We start from the raw sequence: 21,378 nt of genomic DNA, 5'->3' as shown, positions 1-21,378 counted from the left end.
CGCTCGACGCGAGAACGATGCATGCTCGTCGAGCGGGGACGGGGCCCCGTCTCCTGATGGCCCTGATCGGGTTCCTGCTGTTGCTGTGGTATCTCTCCCTCGCAGCTGTCAGCGTCTGGGCGCTGTCGGTGCTTCGAACGTCGGCACCCGACCTTGGGACGACACTGCTCGTGCTCGTCGGGGGCGGCCTGATCGGTGGCTATCTGAGCTACCGGTTCGGAACGAAACAGTTGCTCTCGAGCATCGACGCAGTCGAACTGCCACGATCGCACGCACCTGCGTTCTACCGGCGACTCGATCGGCTCGAGGCGCGCATGGACGTCGACTCACCGACGATTCTGATCGCGCAGTTGCCGGCCCCGAACGCCTTCGCGCTGGGTGGTGGTCGCGACGGCGTGATCGTGCTCGATCGCTCGCTCTTTCGGCTGCTGTCGCTCGACGGACTCGAGACGCTGGTCGCTCACGAACTCGCTCATCTCGAGGGATACGACGCGTTCGTCCAGACGCTCGCGTACAGCGTCTTCCGAACGTTCGCCGGCGTCGTCTTCGTGGTGTTGACGCCGGTTCTGCTACCGATCGTGGGTACAGCACGAGCGCTCGCGTGGCTTCGTGGTGACCCCCGGTCGTGGTCGCGGACGGTCTTCGGCCGCCTGCTGAAACTCATCGAGGGCGGCGTGGTGGCTGCCTTACTGCTCGTGACGCTGGCTGTTCGGGCTCACTCGCGCCGGCGGGAGTACGCCGCCGACGAGCGAGCTGCCGACGTCACCGGGAAGCCGGTCGCGCTCGCCCGCGCGCTGCGGACGATTCAGCGGGCGGCGGAGCCTCCGCGTGGACTGCTCTCGACGCTGTACGTCCACACCGAGTCCGACGAGGACGCGGTGACTCGGCTGCTGTCGACGCATCCCTCGACCGACGATCGGATCGAACGACTGCTCGAGCGGACACGGGAACGCGACGAGCGGACGCGAATGTCGGTTCAGTGACGGTCGACTCAGTCGAACCCGCCGCCGGCGATGGATCTCTTGGAGGAACGATCCGATCGGACTGCCTTCGGGACGGACGGATGACAGGTCGCACAGACCTCTCGCGTTCGGCGGTGAGTCATGGTGTCGGACCGGTGTCGATGCGTGAAAAGCCGGGAGACGTTATCGCCACAGCGTTCGCACTCCACCATGATATGCTATTTGTTGTCATGGTCGGGTATAAGTCTTTGCCAGATGTGGCTCTTATGCACATTATTTGGATATATATGGCCTAGATTCGGTGTATTAGCCAGCGTTCATAATTTGACTATATCCAGAACACAATATATGTAAAACTATGTTGTGCTACGGATGGACATCGAATTTGGAACAGGGCCGCGCGATCAGCGGCGTCGGGCTGTCGAACGACTGGCCCGCCAGCCGACGCGAGCGACACGGACTGTGATCGACGGTATGGCAACCCACAAACCCTTTTGGCTGCACGTCGCCTACGTCGAATCATGTACGTTCGGGACGCGAAAAACAGAGAGGAAGTCTGGTTGCTGGATCACATCGAGGCGATGGGACTCGATGAGACGGCGTTTCGCTCTCGTGACTACGTCGTTGCTATCGACGAGGCATCCGGCGAAAAGGCCGGCTTCGGTCGGATCCGCGTCCACAAACCCGATGACTCGGACGACGTCTGCGAGTTAACCAGCATCGGCGTCCTCGAGAACTGGCGTGGACAGGGCGTCGGGGCCCACGTCGTCGAACGACTCGTAGAGTACGCCGGCGACGAGGGGTTCGATACCGTCTACGCTCTGACCGCCGAGGGGGCCTATCTCGCCCAGTTCGGCTTTCAGCGGATCTCGGAGTCGGACCTGCCGACCGTGCTACAGGACCGTCTCGACGCCAAACGCGACGGATCCGACCCGGATGCAGTGCCGCTGTCGATCGACGTCGACGAGTTCCGGATGCCAGCGCGACTCCGGGAGGCGTTCAAGCGCGCGCCGGAAGGCCGCGAAGACGCGGACAGCGAGGAGTCGCCCGAGGACTTCGGCATCGATCCCGACTCGGCGACGTACAAGTACGATACGGGCCGGTGACGGTGGCACACACCGACAGCGACGCCGGACTTGTCAAGGGGTCGTCGAACGCCGAAATCCATACCCAGATGCAGACGGACAGTCAACAGGCATGACTGCCGATGGATCCGAGCCAACGACCCAGAGCGAGCACGCCGACGGCGACGAAGACGACGTTCGCGTCTGGCTCGTCGAGCGAACGTATGGCGACGACGAACTCAATATCATCATCCTCGTGTACGCGACCGAAGACGGCCGGCGCTATCATCGCCGTGAGCGAGCGCTAACCAGTTTTTCCGGCCCGGTACGCGAGACCAAAGCCGGGTTGTGCGTCCCGCCCGAGGCGCTTGGGTCCGTCGATGATCCGGACACACAAGCTCGCTACGCCGAGGAAGCCTCGCGGATGGCTGCCCGACACGAGCCAGACGATACCGTCTAAGCTAGCCCCTGATCGATTCAGCAATACGACAGGTGGCTCGCCGTGTTCATCAAAGTTCAAGCCCCGTGCCGTCCTCGCTTTCGATAATGTTCGATCCCGACGAACTCGAGGAGATCCGTGCCAGCAAGGAGGAGTGGCACGAAGAGGAAGTAGAACCCGTCCTCGACCGCTTCGGCGAACGCAAGGAAACGTTTACGACCGATACGGGCGGCCAGGAAGTCGATCGCCTCTACACCCCGGCGGATGTCAATGACCTCGACTACGAGGAAGACCTTGGCAACCCCGGCGAGCCGCCGTACACGCGCGGTGTCTACTCCACGGGCTACCGCGGTCGACTCTGGACGATGCGCCAGTACGCCGGCTTCTCGACGCCGGAAGACACCAACGAGCGCTATCACTATCTGCTCGATCAGGGCCAGACCGGCCTCTCGATGGCGTTTGATCTGCCGACCCAGATGGGCTACGACTCCGACGCCGACATGGCCGCCGGCGAAGTCGGCAAGGCCGGCGTCGCGATCGACTCGCTCGAGGACATGGAAACCGTCTTCGACGGCATTCCACTCGACGAGGTCTCGACCTCGATGACGATCAACGCGCCGGCATCGGTCCTGCTGGCGATGTACATCGCAGTCGGCGACCAGCAGGGCGTCAACCGCGAGGAACTTCGGGGGACGATCCAGAACGACCTCCTCAAGGAGTACATCGCGCGGAACACCTACATCTACCCGCCGGAGCCGTCGATGCGGATCATCACGGACATCTTCGAGTTCTGTGCCGAGGAGACGCCGAAGTTCAACACCATCTCGATCTCGGGCTATCACATCCGCGAGGCCGGCTCGACGGCTGCTCAGGAGCTTGCGTTCACGCTCGGGAACGGCATCCAGTACGTCGAGACGGCGATCGAGGCCGGCCTCGATGTCGACGAGTTCGCACCCCAGTTGTCGTTCTTCTTCAACGGCCACAACAACATCTTCGAGGAGGTCGCGAAGTTCCGTGCGGCCCGTCGGATGTGGCACGACATCATCGACGAGCGTTTCGACCCCGACGACCCCAAGTCCAAACAGCTCAAGTTCCACACCCAGACCGCGGGTTCGATGCTGACCGCCCAGCAGATCGAGAACAACGTCGTCCGTGTCGCCTATCAGGCGCTTGCAGCCGTCCTCGGGGGCACTCAGAGTCTCCACACCAACGGTAAGGACGAGGCACTCGCGCTGCCGACTGAGGAGTCCGTCCGCACCGCCTTGCGAACCCAGCAGATCCTCGGTCACGAGTCCGGTGCCGCAGACACTATCGACCCGCTTGCCGGCAGCTACTACGTCGAATCCCTGACTGACGAGGTCGAGGAAGAAGCCTACGAAATTCTGGACGAAGTCGAAGAACGCGGCGGCATGCTCGACGCCGTCGAGCAACAGTGGGTCCAGCGCCAGATCCAGGATACGGCCTTCGACCGCCAGCGCGAGATCGAGGAGAAAGACCGGATCATCGTCGGCGTCAACGAGTTCGAAATCGAGGACGAAGAGCCCGAGATGGACGTCGAAGAGGTCACGCAGGAAGACCAACAGCGGAAGATCGACGGCCTCGAGGAGACGCGCACAGACCGCGACGACGAGGAAGTCGATGCAGCGCTCGAGGCGCTTCGGGACGCCGCCCAGAGCGACCAGAACCTGATGCCGTACATCATCGACGCCGTCAAGACCTACGCGACGGTCGGCGAGATCTGTAACGTCCTACGCGACGAGTTCGGCGAGTACCAGCCCGGCAGCGCGGTCTAACGGGTCACACTCGAGCACCCGCAGCCAGAATTGGTACTGACCCCGGTCGGCGGCTATCTGGTCGGAAACCACAGATCGCCGCCGATCGCACGCGAGACGCGCGCACGTATTTTACGGACCGTCGTCTGACAGTATCAATCGCTGTCGAATCCGATTCGATCGGGACCCGCGACAATACTCTCGCCAACCGCTGTTCTATAGGGCACCGAACATGTCGTAGCGGATACCGCAACGGTAATACCGTGATCTTTCCTCACGCCAACATAGTTCACTAATGTATACAATTGAGGAGATGGATTTCGGATTTCAGATTACCTTTGCGGGGAAGATGGACGCGGACGAACTTCACGAGTGGGCTGACGACTCGCAAGCAGTGCTTCGAGACTCACCGGACGAGTTCGGCGTCCTCGTCGACATGCGGGACCTAAAACTGCTCAACGACGACGAACAGCAACTCATGCGAGACGGACAGCAACACTATCAGGAGGCAGGCATGGTCCGCTCGAGCGTCATTCTCGACTCGGCAATTCTGACGCTGCAGTTTCGCCGGCTCGCCAAGGAATCGGGAATCTACGACTGGGAGCGGTATCTCAACGCTGGCACGACCGACGACTGGTACCAACAGGCCGTCGACTGGCTGGTCGATGAGATCGATCCGGACTATCAATGACTTCGTGACGGGCCACACAACAGTGGCCTCGAGACGCGCCGATATACTCCTCTCACGATACTCTCCGATCATCTCGTCTCAGTCTCACCTTCGCAAGCACGCGCGGATCTAATATTGATTGCACGCTGGTATATGCGCCATCGGCTGTGAGGACAAATCACAACAATAACGCGGTCGCCGCGAGGAACTCAGCCTGATGCACTTCGATCACGCCGGCATCGCGACCGACGACGCACAGGCACTCGCAGAACTGTACGGCGATCTCTTCGGTCTCGAGGTCGCTCACGAAGAGGAGTTCGATGGGATGCGCGTCGTCTTCCTCGAGTGTGGCGACGGCTATTTCGAGTTACTCGAACCCCTCGAGGACGACGGGACGATCGCCCGCTATCTCGAGGACGGCGGTGCGGGTATCCACCATCTCGCGCTCGCGACCGACGACATCGAGGCCGCCCTCGAGACGGTCCGCGACCACGACGTGACGCTGATCGACGAGGAGCCACGGCCGGGCGCGTGGGGTCACTCGGTCGCGTTCCTCCATCCGAAAGACACCGGCGGCATTCTGGTCGAACTCGTCGAACACTGACGGCCATCGCTCGGCCGGTTCGGATTGCTACTCGGACGCAGGAAACGTAGCCGTAGCCACCTGTCGACGCTCGCCCCGCGTTTCGTGGCGCACCGCGACGCGGCCGGGATATCGGCCATCGAGGTCGATCGTGGCCTCGTAGTCAACGATGCCAAGGCAGTCGGCACAGCTGTCGGCCGTCTGCTCGCCGCTGTCGACGACCACTGTGAGCACGTCACGTCCGTCATCGTACGTGACGTCGGCGAGCGACGGCTCGTAACACGGCGTCGGCGTCGGGATCCGTCCGGTCACGACGACGGCCTCGTCGGTGAACGCGACGGTCGCAGTTCCGTCCGTTTCACTCGCACAGTCCTGCGCTTTGCGCTCGAGTGACGTGTCCGTAACCGCTGGTTCGGGACACGACGTCGATCGCGAAGTCGAGTCCGTGCTGGTTCCGTTCTCGCGCAGCGTCACCGTCGTTTGTGACCGCGTACAGTCGAACGGCTCGCGATCGACGCCGACAGTCGTACTCGATTCGCTGCTCCCGTCTGGGTCGCTCGTCGTTATCGAGATGGTGTACGAACGTGGCTCGACGAGGACGAACGTGACCGTCTCGTCCGCGGACACCGTGACATCGCGCTCGAGAAGCGACTCGTTCTCGTCGGCCGTAATCTCGACGGCAGCCGTGCGCTCTGTGTCGCCGTCGTTGCGAAGCGCGAGTTCGTGTGGCGGCTGTGCAGAGGGGAACGGAACGGCGTCGGGATCGCCCACGGTGATCGGCTCGTCCGATCCGGAGCCGGGTCCGCCGCCCGAGCTGCCGGTTCGGTCCGTCCTGCGGCGCTCGAGCGCCGAATCAACACAGCCAGCTAGCCCGCCGAGCACGCCGGCCGTGCCGACGAACAGATGACGCCGTCGCATAGTCGACGCCACCACGATGTGACCTAAACATCTTTGTCACCATTGCTGACTGGTTTCTGAGAGTGACGTTCGTTGCTCGAGACATCGACGGCCACAGCCGAATTGCGAGCTATGGTTTATAAGCTGCTCCGAGAGCCGAGCGAGCGACCGCCTGGGGTGTGTTACCCGAAGTTCTCGATCAGGGCCTCGTCCGGATCACCGCCGTCGTGCTCGATCGTGTCAGCGACGAACGTCACGAAGTCGTCGAATCCGAACGCATACAGCTGGCCATCCTCGCGGTGGGTCGCGACGGCGTCTGCCAGCTCCGCGTCCGCATCGGCCTCGAGAACGGTGACCGTCGCGCCCGCGTCTTCGAGCGCCTCGAGCCGGGCTTCGTGTGCGGGCTCGTCGTCCTGGTAGATCACGACGGCGTCGTGGCCTGCCTCTTGGGCCGCTTCGGCGATCGCGACCGCCGCGCCGACGCCGGGACCGCCGGCGACCGCGACGACGTCACCGTCGCCGTCGTAGGTGGTTCGGCCGAACGGCCCCTCGATAGCGACGGTTTCACCGCCCTCGAGGTCGGCGAGCCACGGCGAGAGATCGCCGTCAGGATCGACACCGACAGTCAGTTCGAACGTGTCCTCGACCGACGGCGACGAAAGCGTGTAGTGACGCGAGATCTCCTCGTCGTCGGGTGTCGCTCGGAGTAAGACGAACTGCCCTGGCTGGGCGTCGAAGTCCGCTGGTGTCTCGAGCTCGAGTGCGACGGTGCCGGGACCGACTTCGCTGACCGATGTAACGGTGACTGGCGTCCCCTCCATGCGAGCCGGTTTGGCTGCCGATTGAAAAGGCGTTCCGTTTCGGCAGGGCGTCTGCGCCACGTCAGTGGCAGGGACGCGCCGGACGCGGCAGGCGAGACTGATATGGACCTGATCGCCAGTCGTTGCTGGAGTCGGTCCTGATCAGGAACGATAATTATCAATTATAAATACAGTAGTTATAAGATAAACCTTCCACTGTTGCGGAGGTACGCCTAGGGTTTCAGAAGCCTTTTCATTTATGGGGGGTAAGGCTCAGGATAACATGGCTGAGGATCTCAACTGGGCGGTCGGTGGCGAAGCCGGAGACGGTATCGATTCCACCGGGAAAATCTTCGCTCAGGCACTTGCCCGAGCAGGACGGCACGTATTCACGTCGAAAGACTTCGCATCGAGAATTCGGGGCGGCTACACCGCCTACAAGATTCGCACGTCGGTCGACCAGGTGCAAAGCGTCGTCGACCGTCTCGACATCCTCGTCGCGCTGACACAGCGTACCATCGACGAGAATCTCGACGAACTTCACGAAGGCAGCGCCATCATCTACGACGGCGAGCGTTCGTGGGAGGCCGAGATTCCCGACGAGATGACGGCGGTCGACGTCCCGCTGAAGTCGCTGGCCGAGGAGGCCGGCGGCGCAATCATGCGCAACATCGTCGCGCTCGGTGCTGCGTGTGAGATTACCGGCTTCGACGTCGAGTACTTAGACGAAGCACTCGAGAAGCGCTTCGGCGGAAAGGGCTCGAAGATCGTCGAGAACAACAAGGAAGCCGCTCGGGCAGGCCAGGAGTACGTCCAGGAGAACTACGACCTTGATCACCTCGGCTACGACCTCGAGACGACGGACAACGATTACGTCCTTCTCAACGGCAACGAGGCGGTCGGCATGGGGGCACTCGCCGCCGGCTGCCGGTTCTACGCCGGCTATCCGATCACGCCCGCGACCTCCATCATGGAGTATCTGACCGGCCGGATCGAGGAGTACGGCGGCCACGTCGTTCAGGCCGAAGACGAACTCTCGGCGATCAACATGGCCCTCGGTGGTGCCCGCGCCGGCGCTCGAGCGATGACCGCGACGTCGGGTGCAGGGATCGACCTCATGACCGAGACGTTCGGGCTGGTTGCGACCAGCGAGACGCCGCTTGTTATCGCTGACGTCCAGCGTTCTGGCCCCTCGACGGGGATGCCGACGAAGCAAGAACAGGGCGACCTCAACATGGCCCTGTACGGCGGCCACGGCGAAGTGCCGCGCTTCGTCGTTGCGCCGACGTCGATCGACGAGTGTTTCTGGAAGACGGTCGAGGCGTTCAACCTCGCCGAGAAATACCAGACGCCCGTGTTCCTGGTCTCCGATCTGGCGATGTCCGTCACCGAACAGACGTTCCCGCCGGAGGCCTTCGACATGGACGCAGTCGAGATCGACCGCGGCAAACTCGTCGACGAAGACGAGGTCGACGAGTGGCTCGACGCGCAGGGCCACTTCCGCGCCCACGCCGTCACCGACGACGGCATCAGCCCGCGTGCCATCCCCGGCACGACCGACGGTGCGCACATGAGCACCGGCCTCGAGCACGACGAACTTGGCCGCCGGACCGAAGACGAGGACGAGCGCGTCCACCAAGTCGACAAGCGCAACCGAAAGGTCGAGACCGCCCGCGAACGCGAGGACTGGGACTACCGCGAGTTCGGCAACGAGGACGCCGACAACCTCGTCATCTCCTGGGGCTCCAACGAGGGCGCACTCGCCGAAGCGCTCGAGTATCTCGAGGACGATGGCATCGACGTCCGCGTCATCTCGGTGCCTTATATCTTCCCGCGACCGGACCTGTCCGACGAGATCGAAGCCGCCGACGAGACGATCGTCGTCGAGTGTAACGCGACGGGACAGTTCGCCGACCTGATCGAACACGACGTGCTTACCCGCGTGAAACGCATTAACAAATACACCGGCGTCCGCTTCAAGGCGGACGAACTCGCAGACGAGATTACCGCGAAACTCTCCGAAGAGGTGCCAGCACAATGAGCTCCGACGTACGATTCACCGACTTCAAATCCGACAAGCAGCCGACCTGGTGTCCCGGATGCGGCGACTTCGGGACGATGAACGGCATGATGAAAGCCCTCGCGAACACCGGCAACGACCCCGACAACACCTTCGTGGTGGCCGGGATCGGCTGTTCCGGCAAGATCGGGACCTACATGCACAGCTACGCCCTCCACGGGGTTCACGGCCGTGCGCTCCCGGTTGGCACCGGTGTCAAGATGGCCCGCCCCGACGTCGAAGTGATGGTCGCCGGTGGTGACGGTGACGGCTACTCGATCGGTGCCGGGCACTTCGTCCACGCCGTCCGCCGAAACGTCGACATGACCTACTGTGTCATGGACAACCGCATCTACGGGCTGACGAAGGGACAGGCCTCGCCGACCTCGCGGTCCGACTTCGAGACCTCGACGACCCCCGAAGGCACCAAACAGCCGCCGGTCAACCCGCTTGCACTGGCGCTTGCCTCCGGCGCGTCCTTTATCGCCCAGTCTTTCAGCTCTGACGCGATGCGCCACGCCGAGATCGTCGAGAAAGCCATCGAACACGACGGCTTCGGCTTCGTCAACGTCTTTAGCCCGTGTGTCACGTTCAACGACGTCGACACCTACGACTACTTCCGTGACAACCTCGTCGACCTCGAGGAAGAGGACCACGACCCGACCGACTACGAGGCCGCCAAGGAAGTCATCCTCGACAGCGACAAGGAGTACCAGGGCGTCATGTACCAGGACGAAAACTCCGTCCCGTACCACGAGAAACACGGCGTCACCGAGGACATGTCCGAGATCCCGGACGGCGCGCCCGAAGACGCGATGGACCTCGTCCGCGAGTTCTACTGAGGCGACCGGTCGCGTCCATCGGTACTGACTCGGTCACTCGCTTTTTTACGACGCGGTCGGATCAACGACAGCCAGTCGTCCGTCCGGCGTTCGATCGACCGAGCGTCGCCACTGGCAGTCACGATCACTACACAGCCGACTCCCGACGGCGTTCCCCCTTATTCGAGGCTAACGAGATACTCGAGCATGTCGTCGAGTGGCGCGTTCGTGACGGCAAGCGAGTAGCCGTCGATGCGTGCGAGGTCGGCCGCGTGATCCCAGAGGTCGGCTTCCTCGATGCCATGCAGGATGACCGCGTTGGGCGTCGGATTGACGACCCGCAGCGCCACGAGCGGCGACTCCCCGCGGGTCACGCCGGTAAACACGAGCACGCGGTTCGTGCTCTGGCCGTAGAGGCGGAAGAACTCCTCGCTCGAGAGACGGGTGATCGCCTCGATGCTATCGATGACGGTATGACCGCTGACGCGATCGGTGCTGCCCGCAGTGACTTCGGTGGCCTCGAGGTCGTCGTACAGTCGTGCGAGGGGGATCGAGGTGGCGTACTCGCGGAGGTCGTAGACGACGTCACTCTCGAAACCGGCAGAGAGAACGCGGCCGTACTGTCGAATGCGTTCGCCGCCACGTCGCTCGTCAATTGTGAGCAGCCCCTCAACGAGTCGGCCGACGACGCCGATGCCGGGGCTTTCCCGGCGACCGCTCTCGTAGTCGGAGATGACCGACGACGAGACGTCGAGTTCGGCCGCGAGGTCGGTCTGTGAGATGTCGAAGTCGGTGCGCCATTTGCGCAGCGTCGCGCCGGGGTCGTCACTTAGCGTGATCTCCCCGGCAATCTTCTCCGCGAGCTCCCGTTTCGGGCCGCGTCCGCTCATACCCGTCGGTCATCCGGTCGACTCAAGTAGCTACCGGAGACTGGTTGGGAGACCAGTACCCGCCGCCATCGCGGCGACCGATCGCCCCGGCGGTATCACCCGCCGGAGCACTGACGTATTTGTGTCTAGTGTTCGAACACGACGTATGGACGAGCGTCCGATCGAGGTGGCCGGATTCGACGACCGATGAGGGGCTACTATCTTCGATACGTTCAGGTTCTCCTTCGGTTCTTTCCCCTCGCGGTCGCGTTTCTCAGGGATAGACGACGGTTTCTGTTGTTCGGACCATCCCGACATGTCTCGACCGCAGTCCACCGGAATCGCGCCCAGCAACTCACAGAGACGATGCTGGATCTCGGGCCGGCGTTCATCAAGGTCGGCCAGGTGCTGTCGACGCGACCGGACATCGTCCCGCCGACGTACGTCGAGGAATTCGCGACACTACAGGACGAAGTCCCAGAAGAGGCAGGCGGCGACCCGATGACCGTCGTCGAAGCCGAACTCGAGGACGTCATCGATCTCGAGACGCTCGAGCCGGTCGCCGGGGGCTCGCTGGCGTTCGTCTACACCGCCGCGTACGAAGGCGAGCGGATCGCCCTGAAAGTCCGGCGGCCAGGGATCGTTGCGGTGATCGAGCGCGACCTGCGGGTCATCAGGGGATTGGTCCCGTTGCTTCTGTTGCTCGCCGACGAGCGCCAGCGCTACTCGATCGAAAACCTCGCCGGTGACTTCGAAGACATCATCCTCGAGGAACTCGACTTCGCGCGGGAGTCGTCGATCATGGCGGAGATCGACGACAACTTCGCCGACGACGATCGGATCGTCGTCCCCGATACCTATCCCGACCTGTGTTCGGAGCGCGTCGTCGCGATGGAGTACGTCGAGGGCAGGAAGATCACCGACGAGCGCGCGCTGGCCGCGGTCGGCATCGAGCCCACCGAGATGGCGACGCTGATCGCCCGCACGTACCTGAAGATGGGACTCATCGACGGCGTCTTCCACGCGGATCCCCATCCGGGGAACCTCTCGGTGACCGACGACGGCCGACTTGTCATCTACGATTACGGGATGAGCCAGCGACTGACAGCCGATGAGCAAGCCGACATCACCGCCCTCTACCGGACGCTCGTCCGTCGCGACGTCGACGGCCTCCTGAACACGCTCATCGCGCTCGAGGTGCTCGATCCGGCGGTCGATCGCGTTCAGGTCCGGCAGGTGCTCGAACTCGTTATCGAGAGCCTCGAAGGGCGCTCGGAGGTTACCTGGCGACAGATCATCACCGAACTGTTCGCGCGGCTCCACGAATTCCCGTTTCGCATCCCGCCGAACGTGATGTTGCTCATGCGCGTCGGCACGGTCGGCGAAGGCGTCTGTCGGACGCTCGATCCCGACTTCGATTTCCTCGGGGTCACACGCTCGTTTCTCGTCGATCACGGCTTTATCGAGAGCGAACTCGAGACGCTGCTGTCGGACGTGCGCGACGATCTGCGCGCGTCACTGCCCGTCCTCGCACGGACCCCAGCCCGGTTCGACACCGTCTTCGGCCAACTCGAGCGCGGCGAACTCGTCGTCAGAACTGAACCCGTCGAGTCGCCCACCGGCGGTGATCCGGCAGTCGGCTATGCCGTCCTCGCTGGAGCCCTGTTCGTTGCCGCGTCTGTGTTGATCTTCCATGAGGGGTCGCTTGAGATCGTCGCTGGGGTCGGTGGGATCCTGTTGCTCGGACAGTACCTCCGCAAGCGACACCATCAGTGAGGTGGGTTCGTCCCCGGTGTCCCCAACAGTCAAGCCCTCGCGGTTCGAGTCGGTGGAGTGTGCCATCGACCGTCGTCCACGTCGCGTTCGCTGGCCTGCTTGGGGCCGCATTGCTTGATGATACCTTCGACACGCGATCGATCCTGGTGGTAATGGGCACGAGCGCCCTCCTCGATCTCGATACGCTAATCGGAATCGTCGTTCCTGGAACGCATCGGGCAGCGTTGCACAACGTCTGGATCGTCCTCGTTCCCGCCGTCTGCTTGCTGTGGGACGGTGTGATCCGCGAGGAATCGCTCGTCCGAAGGCGATGGGGTGACGCCGCCCCGCGCGTCGCGTGGGTCACGCTGGCGGCGCTGCTGTTCGCACACGTCCTGTTCGATGCCTTCTTCAACGGCGTCAATCTCTTCTGGCCGCTTCACGACCGGTTTTACGACCTCTCCGGGACGCTGCTCGTGACCGACCAGCGCGGACTCGTTCAGACGTTCGTCGAACTCGAGTCCGGCGGCATTGCCGAGTCGACGGTCCGCGGGACGACCGAAAACACCCACTACCGGACGGGATTCGATCCAACCCGTGGCGAACCCACAGTCGGCGTCGAGCGGATCTTCCCGATCACTGCGACCGGTGAGCGGTTCGTTCTCACCGTTGCCGGCTTCGCGGCAGTTTGCGTGCGGGTCCTCGAGGAGCGACGCACGGTGTGAGACGAGCGTCGACCGTCAGCGCCACCGCTTTGTAAGTTGTGTGCCAAGTGTGCGTATGATTGCGTGTGTCGGCAAACGGGCGGCTGTGTCAGCCGCGCCGTCGAACGATGTCTCTCGCGCTGTCGGATCGGACCAAAGGCAGAAACGATTCGATCACCGATCACGGTTCGACAGCGCCGAACCAGCGATAGCACTGGCGCGTGCACGACCGACGGTGATCGGACGATGGTAGACCTCGCGTTCTCGTTCGGGCGGCTCCTCTTTGCTCTCTTTCTGGTCTTCCTGAACGGCTTTTTTGTCGCCGCGGAGTTCGCGTACGTCCGCATCCGATCGACACAGATCGAAACGCTCGTCGAGGAGGGGCGGTCGTCGGCGAAGCTCGTCCAGGAAGCCGAGGAGAACTTGGACGACTACCTCGCGACCACCCAGCTCGGGATCACGATCGCCTCGCTGGGGCTTGGCTGGGTCGGCGAACCGGCCATCGCCTCGCTGCTCGAGCCCGTGCTGGGATCGGTGCTCCCCGCTGGCTCGCTCCATCTGGTCGCGATCGCGATCGGATTCAGCGTCATCACCTTCCTGCACGTCGTCTTCGGGGAACTCGCGCCGAAGACGCTGGCCATCGCGGATGCCGAGCGGATCGCGTTGCTGGTCGCTGCGCCGATGAAGTTCTTCTACTATATCTTCATCCCGGGGATCGTCGTCTTCAACGGCACGGCGAACTTCTTTACGCGATTGATCGGCGTCGCGCCGGCCTCAGAACGCGACGAAAGCCACAGCCCCGAGGAGATCATCCGCATCGTCTCGCAGTCGGGAGAGCAGGGAGCCGTCGACACGGACGAAGTGGAAATGATCTCATCGATCTTCGAACTGGGAGAGACGCCCGCCCGCGAGGTGATGGTCCCCCGACCCGACGTCGTCACCGTCAGCGCTGACATGCCCCTCTCGGAGCTGCGAGCCGTCGCCGCAAGCGGGAGCTACACTCGCTTCCCCGTCGTCGACGAGGACGCCGACGAGCCGGTGGTCGGGTTCGTCCACGCGAAAGACGTGCTCCACGCGATCGAAACAGCAGCCGACACCGAAGCCGAACCAACCGCGCAGGACCTCGCTCGAGACGTTATTTTCGTTCCGGAGACTCGCCGCATCGACGACGTCCTGACGGAGTTTCGCCGCCGAAACGTCCAGTTGGCCGTCGTCATCGACGAGTGGGGCGCGTTCGAGGGGATCCTGACGATCGAGGACGTCATCGAGGTGGTCGTCGGCGAGATCCAAGACGAGTTCGACGTCGCCGAGATGGAGCCCTCGATCGACGAACTCGGGGACGGTCGCTACGGCGTCGACGGCGGCGTCTCGCTGGCCGACGTCAACGAGGAGCTCGAGACGTCCTTTGAGAGCGAGGCGTTCGACACCATCGGCGGACTGGTGTTGAGTCGCCTCGGCCGCGCCCCCGAGATCGGCGACGTGATACTGGCTGACGGCTACGAGCTGACTGTCGACGCCGTCGAGGGAACCCGCATCGCGAGCGTGATCGGCGACGAGGCGACGGCCGAGGTCGAGGAGTCGTCGGACTGAGTCGGCCGTGGTCGGCGGCTCGAGTCGATTGGTTGACACTCTGGGCAGTCACGTCCGATCCGATGACTGTAATCGAAAGTAATATATTGCAGACATTTTATGGTGCAAGGCGGACTGGACCGGATATGGATCGCCGGACGTTCATCGGCGCGACAGGTATCGGCGTCGGTGTGACAGGCTGTCTCGACGCGAATCGCACCGACTCGACCGGCGGGAACGGGACGGACGACGGCACCGAATCGTACGATTCGAACGATGCAGCGACCGGTTCCGACGAGGGTCGTGCAGGGACCACCGAGTCGAACGGCACTGATGGGCGTTCCGACGGTTCGGACACGGCCGACGCGGAACCCGACGAGTCGGCCGATCCCGGTGAGAAGGCCACTGAGTCGAAACGGGACGTGGCGTTCGACTCCTGTACTCGAGCCACGGTAACCGGGTCGTTCGAGGACGGCGACGTCGCCCTGGCGAGTACGGGATTCTACGATGATGGGCTCTACGGCAATACCCTCCTCGAAGACGGAGTCGTCTTCGGTGAAGACGTCACGGCCCCGTTTTCGGGAACGGTCGTCTTCGAGATCGCTGATGGCTCGACCGTCCGGGAGCGCGACAACGAGATCGTCGTCGAAATATCGGAGTACGGCAGGGGCGGGACGGTCATCTCGTCGCTGACGACCCGGCGAACCGACTACGAGCGAGTCACCCCGACACACGAAAATCCCCACGCCAGCGACTGTCTCAGCGAACTCGAATCCGACAGCGCCGACGCGACGCTCGGGGGTGGGTAACACGGGAAACCAGGGGTCGGCGTGGCTCGCGGAAGCGGGGAAAGAACGGGCGACTACTGCGCTCAGGACCACTCGACGATCGGGTCACCGGCCCCCGACCGACGGATGTACTCGGTTTGCATCTCGTAGACGGCATCGGTAAATCGCATGCCGGCGTCGAGATGATCGGTGACCCGGGCTAGCTTCCACCGACTCGGAGTCAGCCGATCGGTCCAGCGCGTCTCGATCGGGGCGAGATACTCCTCGATGGCTTCATCGGGAACGCCCTGCTCGCGGAGACCCCGACGAGCGAACTCGAAGAGTTCCTCGTAGATCACGGTTCGATCGGTCGTTCGATCGCCGTCAGCGGTGACCCAGGCGAGGTCGGCGTCGAGCCCGTCTTCGACTGCGCTGTAGAAACTCCGTTCGGCCGCGTCGCGATCGAGGCTCGCGAGCGGGTGGTCGGTCACACACAGGCCCCGAACGAGGCCGGCGACGAGCCACTGCAATCCGATGTTTTCGGCGATCGTCGGCTGCGTGGGCAGGGGCCGGTATTCGATGCGGATCGACCAGTGGTCGCCCTGACCGACCGGCTGGCCGCCGACGACGGCGCGGAGCCACCGCCAGTAGGTCCCCCGCTTGTGGTTGAGCTCCCAGAACCGGTCGGGAAACGTCTCGCGGTCGCCCGCCTCGAGCCACTCGCGGAGAAACGGTGCACACGTCGGATCGGCGACAAGTTCGTCGATCGTCTCGGTTGGACTCTCGATCTCCTCGGGGAAGCGGACCTTCTCCCACGCATGATTGATCGACTGCTCGAACACCGGAATCCGGAGTTCGTGATACGTCTCCTCGAGCAGGCGGTACGGGTCCTCGATATCGTACAGATCTGGCGGGAGAAGTGGCGAGTTCGTCGCTAACGCGAGCACGGGACCGAGCGTCCGGACGGCCGTGTTGTGGTAGCGGGGAAACGCCTCGGCGTTGGGAATCTGGATGTGGGGCTGGATCGAACTCGTAAGCGACTCGAACAGGATCGACGGGAACTGACACTCAGTTCCCGGGACGGACAGGGTGATCGATCCCTCGGTTCGGTCCAGAACGTCGTTGTCGATCGCGGCGTAGCGAGGCGACGGGGTCATGTTCTCGGCGATCGTGATCCCCTCGCTCTCGCAGACGTCCCCGAGGTACGCACGCGTTCTGCCCTGAGGTGGAATCGTCCACATGGCATCCAGAACGATCGCCGTGCCTGCTCGATCGGTTGCTTGCTGGACGCGCCGATAGTGGCGCTGGAGCTGTGTCGCCTGGGCGACAGCCCCCTCGCCGTCGAACGGACTCGGGTTAGTGTTGAACTCGACGTTGTGCCGTCCGAGTTCCTTCTCGCAGGGCCCCTCGAGAACGGGCTCTGGCACGCGAGTCAGCCGCCGATCGTCGTCGACGGCGTACGCCTCGAGTTCGATCCCGAGGGCAAAATTGGGATTGTCGAGTCGGCCTGCACGAAGGGCGTCGGTGAGACGGGCGGCTTGCTCGTCGACGCGCCGGTCGAATTCGCTCCGCGTCGTGTCCCGAAGTGAGCGCCTGACGAGGTCGATGTGATCCGCCATCACCTGCACAAAGCTACCCCAGTCGCTTAGAAGTATGCGTCACTTGCGGTGCCCGTTGGCACGATTGCAGCCTATAGCCAGCGGCAAGGACGCCACACCGCGTTTCGCCGTGAAAGCGACCGGCGAAGAGTGACGCTCCGCAATCCCTAAACGCCGAACACACCAATGATGGTGCAATGACCGACTGGACGGAGAAGTACCGCCCGACGACGCTGTCGGAGGTACGCGGCAACAACAAGGCCCGCGACCAGCTGAAAGAGTGGGCCGAAACCTGGGACGACCACCGGCAGGCGGTGATCGTCCACGGCAGCCCCGGCGTCGGGAAGACCTCCGCTGCCCACGCGCTGGCCGCCGACATGGGCTGGCCGGTGATGGAGCTCAACGCCAGCGATAGCCGCGGGGCGGACGTCATCGAACGGATCGCCGGCGAGGCCGCCAAAAGCGGCACGTTGACTGGCGGCGAGGCGGGCCGGCGGCTGGTCATCTTAGACGAGGCGGACAATTTTCACGGGAACGCCGACTACGGCGGCTCGCGGGAGGTGACTCGCGTCGTCAAGAACGCAAGTCAGCCGATCGTTCTCGTGGCAAACGAGTTCTACGACATGAGCCAATCGCTGCGAAACGCCTGCGAGACGATCGAGTTTCGCGACGTCTCGAAGCGCTCGATCGTGCCCGTCCTGCGGGACATCTGCCGACGCGAGGACATCGAGTTCGAAGAGGAGGCGTTAGCGAAGATCGCCGAGTCGACCAGCGGCGACCTTCGCTCGGCGGTCAACGACCTGCAGGCGGTCGCCGAGGAAACCGAACGGCTGACCGTCGAGGACGTGGTCACGAGCGAGCGCGACACCACCGAGGGGATCTTCGACTTCCTCGACGACCTGATCAAGGAGAAAGACGCCGAGGGCGCGCTGCGGGCCTCGTATGATGTCGACGAAACGCCCGACGAGATGCTCAACTGGATCGAGGACAACGTCCCGAAAGACTACGAGGGCGCGGAGCTGGCCGACGCCTACGAGTTCCTCTCCAACGCCGACCGCTGGCTTGGTCGGGTCCGAGCGACACAGGACTACTCGTTTTGGCGATACGCAACGGACAACATGACCGCCGGCGTCGCCGCCTCGAGACGCGGCTCCAAAGGCGGCTGGACGCGCTATGGCCCACCGAGTTACTGGTCGAAACTCGGCCGCACCAAGGGAACCCGGAATACCCGTGATTCGATCGCCGAACGCATCGCCGAGCGCGAAGGCGCAAGCGTCGCCACCGTCCGCCGCGAGATCCTCCCGTTCCTTTCGACAATGACACACCACTGTCGGAACCGCGACCTGACCGTCCGGATGGCGGCGGCCTACGACCTCGACGAAGCCGAGGTTTCGTTTATTACCGGCAGCGGGAAAGACACCAACAAGGTCGCGTCGATCGTTGAGGATGCCGCCGATCTGAAAGCCGAGCAGGCAGTCGAACACTCGGGCAACGCCTTCTTCGAGACCGAACGCTCGAGTGGGGATACCGACGACTCGACTGACGATGACGACAGCGGACAGCGGACGGTTGCGACATCGGCGGACGACACGCCGGCAGATGAATCGGCGACATCTGCAGACGCAACAGCGCCCGACGAACCGGATGGCGATCAATCCGGATTGGGCGACTTCATGTGAGCCAGCAGTTCCATCGAGACTCTGGGTGCTCAAACAATCCGTGTGGGCGCATCGTGTCTCGCGTTCGATCGATCTGTGACCGTGGTGTCTGACAGTTTCGATTCGGGCACGATTTCCGGTTACATTCGCTGCGGAACTAAAGGATTTCTTACCAATCGACACTATTACATCGGTGAACGGTGAGAGTGGCTGTTGGTGACCGCTTGAATGACAGAACCACGTCGCTGCCCGCTTTGTACGGAGACGTACACCGACCGAACCGACCTCCGGGTTCACCTCGAGGTCGAGCATCGGAAGTCCGAAGTAGTGTCACACCTCGTCGACGACCACGTCGAGGACAGACCACTGCCATCGGAGAGCGAGCAGTCGACAGTCGACGAAGAGCGACCAGCGCCGTCGGCCTGAGGGTGTGATCAGCTGGTTTCTACCGGCAGTAACGCACGGAACGCCGGTAACAGTGCGTCCCCGACGCCGATAGCCATCTGCCGCGGATCCGAAAGAACATCGTCAGCCAGCGGCGGCACCGTCTCGACCGCGTAGCCGGTCATCCGCTCAAGTTCGTCTGGATTAGTCCGTTCGGCGACCGTCTCGCCGGCGTACTCGTTGCAGACGATGCCGACGACATCGATCCCGCGGGCCTCGAGAGCGTCGATCGAGAGTGCGGTGTGGTTGAGCGTCCCCAGTCCCGACCGGGTGACGACGACCGCCGCGGCCTCGAGGTCGGCGACGAGATCGATCACCTCGTGATCGCCGGCCAGTGGTACCCGCAGCCCGCCGATGCCCTCGATGATCGGGACTGCAGTCGCGTCGATTTCACGCTCGCACGCGGCGCGGATCGTCTCATAAGAGAGGGATTCGTCGGCAACCTCAGCTGCAACCCGTGGAGCGAGCGCCGGCTCGAGATAGCGGGGACAGGTCGCAGCCTCGGGATCGTCACAGGCTGTAGCGACGAATTCCGCGTCGTCGTCGGGCGGATGGCCCGTCTGGGCCGGCTTGATCGCCCGCGCGTCGTGGCCGGCCTCGCGAAGCAAGCGCGTGAGCCCGGCCGTGATGACCGTCTTTCCGACGCCAGTGCCGGTGCCGACGACGGCGATCGGTTGGGTCGCGGTCACAGCACTCCGACCTCCTCGCCCGCGGCGCGGAACGCCTCGAGACAAGCGATGACGTCGTCTTGATCGTGTGTCGCCATCGGGACGACGCGAATTCGACTGGTTCCCTCGGGGACCGTCGGCGGCCGAATCGCCGGCGCGACGACGTCTCGTTCGCGGATGCCATCCGCGAGTGCGAGTGCATCCTGTCGGTCGCCGACGAGCACGGGCAGGATCTGCGAGGAGCCCAAGACCTCAAAGCCCATGGACTCGAGGCCATCACGGAGATGTGCAACGTTCTCCCAGAGGCGGTCGCGGACGTCGCTGTGGCGAGCGATATGCAACGCTTCGCTTGCGGCGGCGGCCGCCGGCGGCGCGAGCCCGGTCGAGAAGACGAACGAGCGCGCGTCATTGATCAGTAACTCGATCAGTTCGGTACTGCCGGCGACATAGCCGCCCTGACTGGCCAGCGCCTTCGAGAGCGTCCCCAGCTGGATCTGGATGCGGTCCTCGAGCCCTTCGGCCTGGACGACCCCGCCGCCGTTCGCGTAGAGGCCGGTCGCGTGGGCCTCGTCGACCATCACCCACGCGCCGTACTCCTCGGCGGCGTCACAGATTGCCGCGAGCGGGGCGACAGTGCCGTCCATGCTGAACACCGAATCGGTGACGATCAGCCAGGCTTCGTCGGCCGGATCACGGCCGTCCCGTCTTGCTTGGTCGGTTCGCTCCGCGAGCTTCGATCGGAGACTCGCCGCGTCGCAGTGGTCGTAGACGACGGTCTCGGCACCCGACAGTCGACAGCCATCGATGATGCTCGCGTGATTCAATTCGTCGGAGAAGACGACATCCGGCTCGAGTGCCGTGATCGTTCCGACGTTCGCGGCATAGCCCGAGGAAAAGGCAAGCGCGCGCTCGGTTCCTTTCGTCTCGGCGAGCAGCCGCTCTAGGTCCCGGTGGACCATCGTATCGCCCGTAACGAGCCGGCTCGCACCGGCACCCGTACCGACGGTCGCGGCAGCCTGCCGAGCGGCGTCTTGGACCCGCTGGTCGTCCGTCAGCCCCAGATAGTTGTTCGAGGCAAACACAAGTGCCTCCGCCGAATCGAGAACGGGCAGGTCGCCGCCCGAGGGCTCGGCGAAGTAGCCGCGCTCGGCGACCCGATCGACGGGCGAGAGCGAGCGTTTCAGATCGTTGTCCTCGAGGGTCTCGAGTCGGTCCTCGAGGTCGAACCCACGGTCGGCCATTCGGCTAAACGGACTCAGCGCCACGGTTTGACTCTCAC

The 21,378-nt window shown here is 63.5% G+C and carries 20 protein-coding genes; 14 read left to right on the top strand and 6 right to left on the bottom strand.

Translation table 11 applies throughout. The annotated features are described in order from the left end of the window. Positions 1–56: 56 nt before the first annotated feature. The 6 genes from BDK88_RS08475 (at position 57) to mce (ending at position 5,511) form a co-directional block, all read left to right on the top strand. Entirely contained in the window at positions 57–983 is a 927-nt protein-coding gene (locus BDK88_RS08475; RefSeq protein ID WP_207225284.1) for a M48 family metallopeptidase, read from the top strand. Between the two features lie 500 nt (positions 984–1,483). Next, positions 1,484–2,068: a GNAT family N-acetyltransferase gene (locus BDK88_RS08465; RefSeq protein ID WP_130500057.1), complete on the top strand. Its 585-nt coding sequence runs from the start codon at positions 1,484–1,486 to the stop codon at positions 2,066–2,068. Positions 2,069–2,159: 91 nt separating this feature from the next. Then, a complete protein-coding gene (locus BDK88_RS08460) occupies positions 2,160–2,486 on the top strand; it encodes a hypothetical protein (protein WP_130500056.1) in 327 nt (108 codons plus the stop codon). A gap of 86 nt (positions 2,487–2,572) precedes the next feature. Further along, positions 2,573–4,258, top strand: coding sequence for an acyl-CoA mutase large subunit family protein (locus BDK88_RS08455; protein WP_130500055.1), 1,686 nt, complete (start codon positions 2,573–2,575; stop codon positions 4,256–4,258). Positions 4,259–4,532: 274 nt separating this feature from the next. After that, positions 4,533–4,928 carry a hypothetical protein gene (locus BDK88_RS08450; protein ID WP_130500054.1) on the top strand — a complete coding sequence of 132 codons (396 nt, stop codon included), beginning with the start codon at positions 4,533–4,535 and terminating at the stop codon, positions 4,926–4,928. A 196-nt stretch (positions 4,929–5,124) separates the two neighbouring features. Further along, positions 5,125–5,511 carry a methylmalonyl-CoA epimerase gene (gene mce / locus BDK88_RS08445; protein WP_092931668.1) on the top strand — a complete coding sequence of 129 codons (387 nt, stop codon included), beginning with the start codon at positions 5,125–5,127 and terminating at the stop codon, positions 5,509–5,511. A 27-nt stretch (positions 5,512–5,538) separates the two neighbouring features. Here the strand turns inward: mce and BDK88_RS08440 are convergent, their stop codons facing one another. Both BDK88_RS08440 and BDK88_RS08435 read right to left on the bottom strand, forming a co-directional pair. Further along, complete coding sequence (locus BDK88_RS08440) at positions 5,539–6,408, bottom strand: hypothetical protein (RefSeq protein WP_130500053.1); 870 nt, start codon at positions 6,406–6,408, stop codon at positions 5,539–5,541. A gap of 161 nt (positions 6,409–6,569) precedes the next feature. Beyond that, entirely contained in the window at positions 6,570–7,208 is a 639-nt protein-coding gene (locus tag BDK88_RS08435) for a ferredoxin--NADP reductase (RefSeq protein ID WP_130500052.1), read from the bottom strand. A 262-nt stretch (positions 7,209–7,470) separates the two neighbouring features. Here BDK88_RS08435 and BDK88_RS08430 point away from each other — a divergent pair, with 262 nt between their 5' ends. Both BDK88_RS08430 and BDK88_RS08425 read left to right on the top strand, forming a co-directional pair. Beyond that, positions 7,471–9,228, top strand: coding sequence for a 2-oxoacid:acceptor oxidoreductase subunit alpha (locus BDK88_RS08430; RefSeq protein ID WP_130500051.1), 1,758 nt, complete (start codon positions 7,471–7,473; stop codon positions 9,226–9,228). Then, on the top strand, positions 9,225–10,088 hold the full coding sequence (locus BDK88_RS08425) for a 2-oxoacid:ferredoxin oxidoreductase subunit beta (RefSeq protein WP_130500050.1): 864 nt from the start codon (positions 9,225–9,227) through the stop codon (positions 10,086–10,088). Before BDK88_RS08430 ends, BDK88_RS08425 begins: the two co-directional genes overlap by 4 nt. A 158-nt stretch (positions 10,089–10,246) precedes the next feature. Here BDK88_RS08425 and BDK88_RS08420 read toward each other — a convergent pair whose 3' ends face one another. After that, on the bottom strand, positions 10,247–10,957 hold the full coding sequence (locus BDK88_RS08420; RefSeq protein WP_130500049.1) for a helix-turn-helix domain-containing protein: 711 nt from the start codon (positions 10,955–10,957) through the stop codon (positions 10,247–10,249). A 186-nt stretch (positions 10,958–11,143) separates the two neighbouring features. Between BDK88_RS08420 and BDK88_RS08415 the strand changes: the two genes are divergently transcribed. The 4 genes from BDK88_RS08415 (at position 11,144) to BDK88_RS08400 (ending at position 15,773) form a co-directional block, all read left to right on the top strand. Further along, positions 11,144–12,712: an ABC1 kinase family protein gene (locus BDK88_RS08415; protein ID WP_130500048.1), complete on the top strand. Its 1,569-nt coding sequence runs from the start codon at positions 11,144–11,146 to the stop codon at positions 12,710–12,712. Between the two features lie 59 nt (positions 12,713–12,771). After that, positions 12,772–13,416 carry a metal-dependent hydrolase gene (locus BDK88_RS08410; protein ID WP_130500047.1) on the top strand — a complete coding sequence of 215 codons (645 nt, stop codon included), beginning with the start codon at positions 12,772–12,774 and terminating at the stop codon, positions 13,414–13,416. Between the two features lie 225 nt (positions 13,417–13,641). Continuing rightward, positions 13,642–14,985: a hemolysin family protein gene (locus BDK88_RS08405; RefSeq protein ID WP_130500046.1), complete on the top strand. Its 1,344-nt coding sequence runs from the start codon at positions 13,642–13,644 to the stop codon at positions 14,983–14,985. A 125-nt stretch (positions 14,986–15,110) separates the two neighbouring features. Beyond that, the gene (locus tag BDK88_RS08400) at positions 15,111–15,773 is read left to right on the top strand and encodes a hypothetical protein (protein ID WP_130500045.1); all 663 of its coding nucleotides are present in this window, start codon (positions 15,111–15,113) and stop codon (positions 15,771–15,773) included. A 62-nt stretch (positions 15,774–15,835) separates the two neighbouring features. Here the strand turns inward: BDK88_RS08400 and BDK88_RS08395 are convergent, their stop codons facing one another. Continuing rightward, positions 15,836–17,350: a glutamate--cysteine ligase family protein gene (locus BDK88_RS08395; protein WP_130500044.1), complete on the bottom strand. Its 1,515-nt coding sequence runs from the start codon at positions 17,348–17,350 to the stop codon at positions 15,836–15,838. Between the two features lie 176 nt (positions 17,351–17,526). Between BDK88_RS08395 and BDK88_RS08390 the strand changes: the two genes are divergently transcribed. Continuing rightward, positions 17,527–19,008 carry a replication factor C large subunit gene (locus BDK88_RS08390; protein ID WP_130500043.1) on the top strand — a complete coding sequence of 494 codons (1,482 nt, stop codon included), beginning with the start codon at positions 17,527–17,529 and terminating at the stop codon, positions 19,006–19,008. Between the two features lie 207 nt (positions 19,009–19,215). Beyond that, on the top strand, positions 19,216–19,413 hold the full coding sequence (locus tag BDK88_RS08385; protein ID WP_092931692.1) for a hypothetical protein: 198 nt from the start codon (positions 19,216–19,218) through the stop codon (positions 19,411–19,413). Between the two features lie 8 nt (positions 19,414–19,421). Here the strand turns inward: BDK88_RS08385 and bioD are convergent, their stop codons facing one another. After that, complete coding sequence (bioD, locus tag BDK88_RS08380; RefSeq protein ID WP_130500042.1) at positions 19,422–20,120, bottom strand: dethiobiotin synthase; 699 nt, start codon at positions 20,118–20,120, stop codon at positions 19,422–19,424. Next, on the bottom strand, positions 20,117–21,340 hold the full coding sequence (locus BDK88_RS08375; protein ID WP_092931696.1) for an aminotransferase class I/II-fold pyridoxal phosphate-dependent enzyme: 1,224 nt from the start codon (positions 21,338–21,340) through the stop codon (positions 20,117–20,119). Before BDK88_RS08375 ends, bioD begins: the two co-directional genes overlap by 4 nt. Between the last annotated feature and the right edge of the window lie 38 nt (positions 21,341–21,378).

Origin of the sequence: Natrinema hispanicum, from assembly GCF_004217335.1 — an archaeon.
In the GTDB taxonomy this organism is placed as follows: Archaea; Halobacteriota; Halobacteria; order Halobacteriales; family Natrialbaceae; genus Natrinema; species Natrinema hispanicum.
This window is presented reverse-complemented; position numbering and strand designations above follow the sequence as displayed.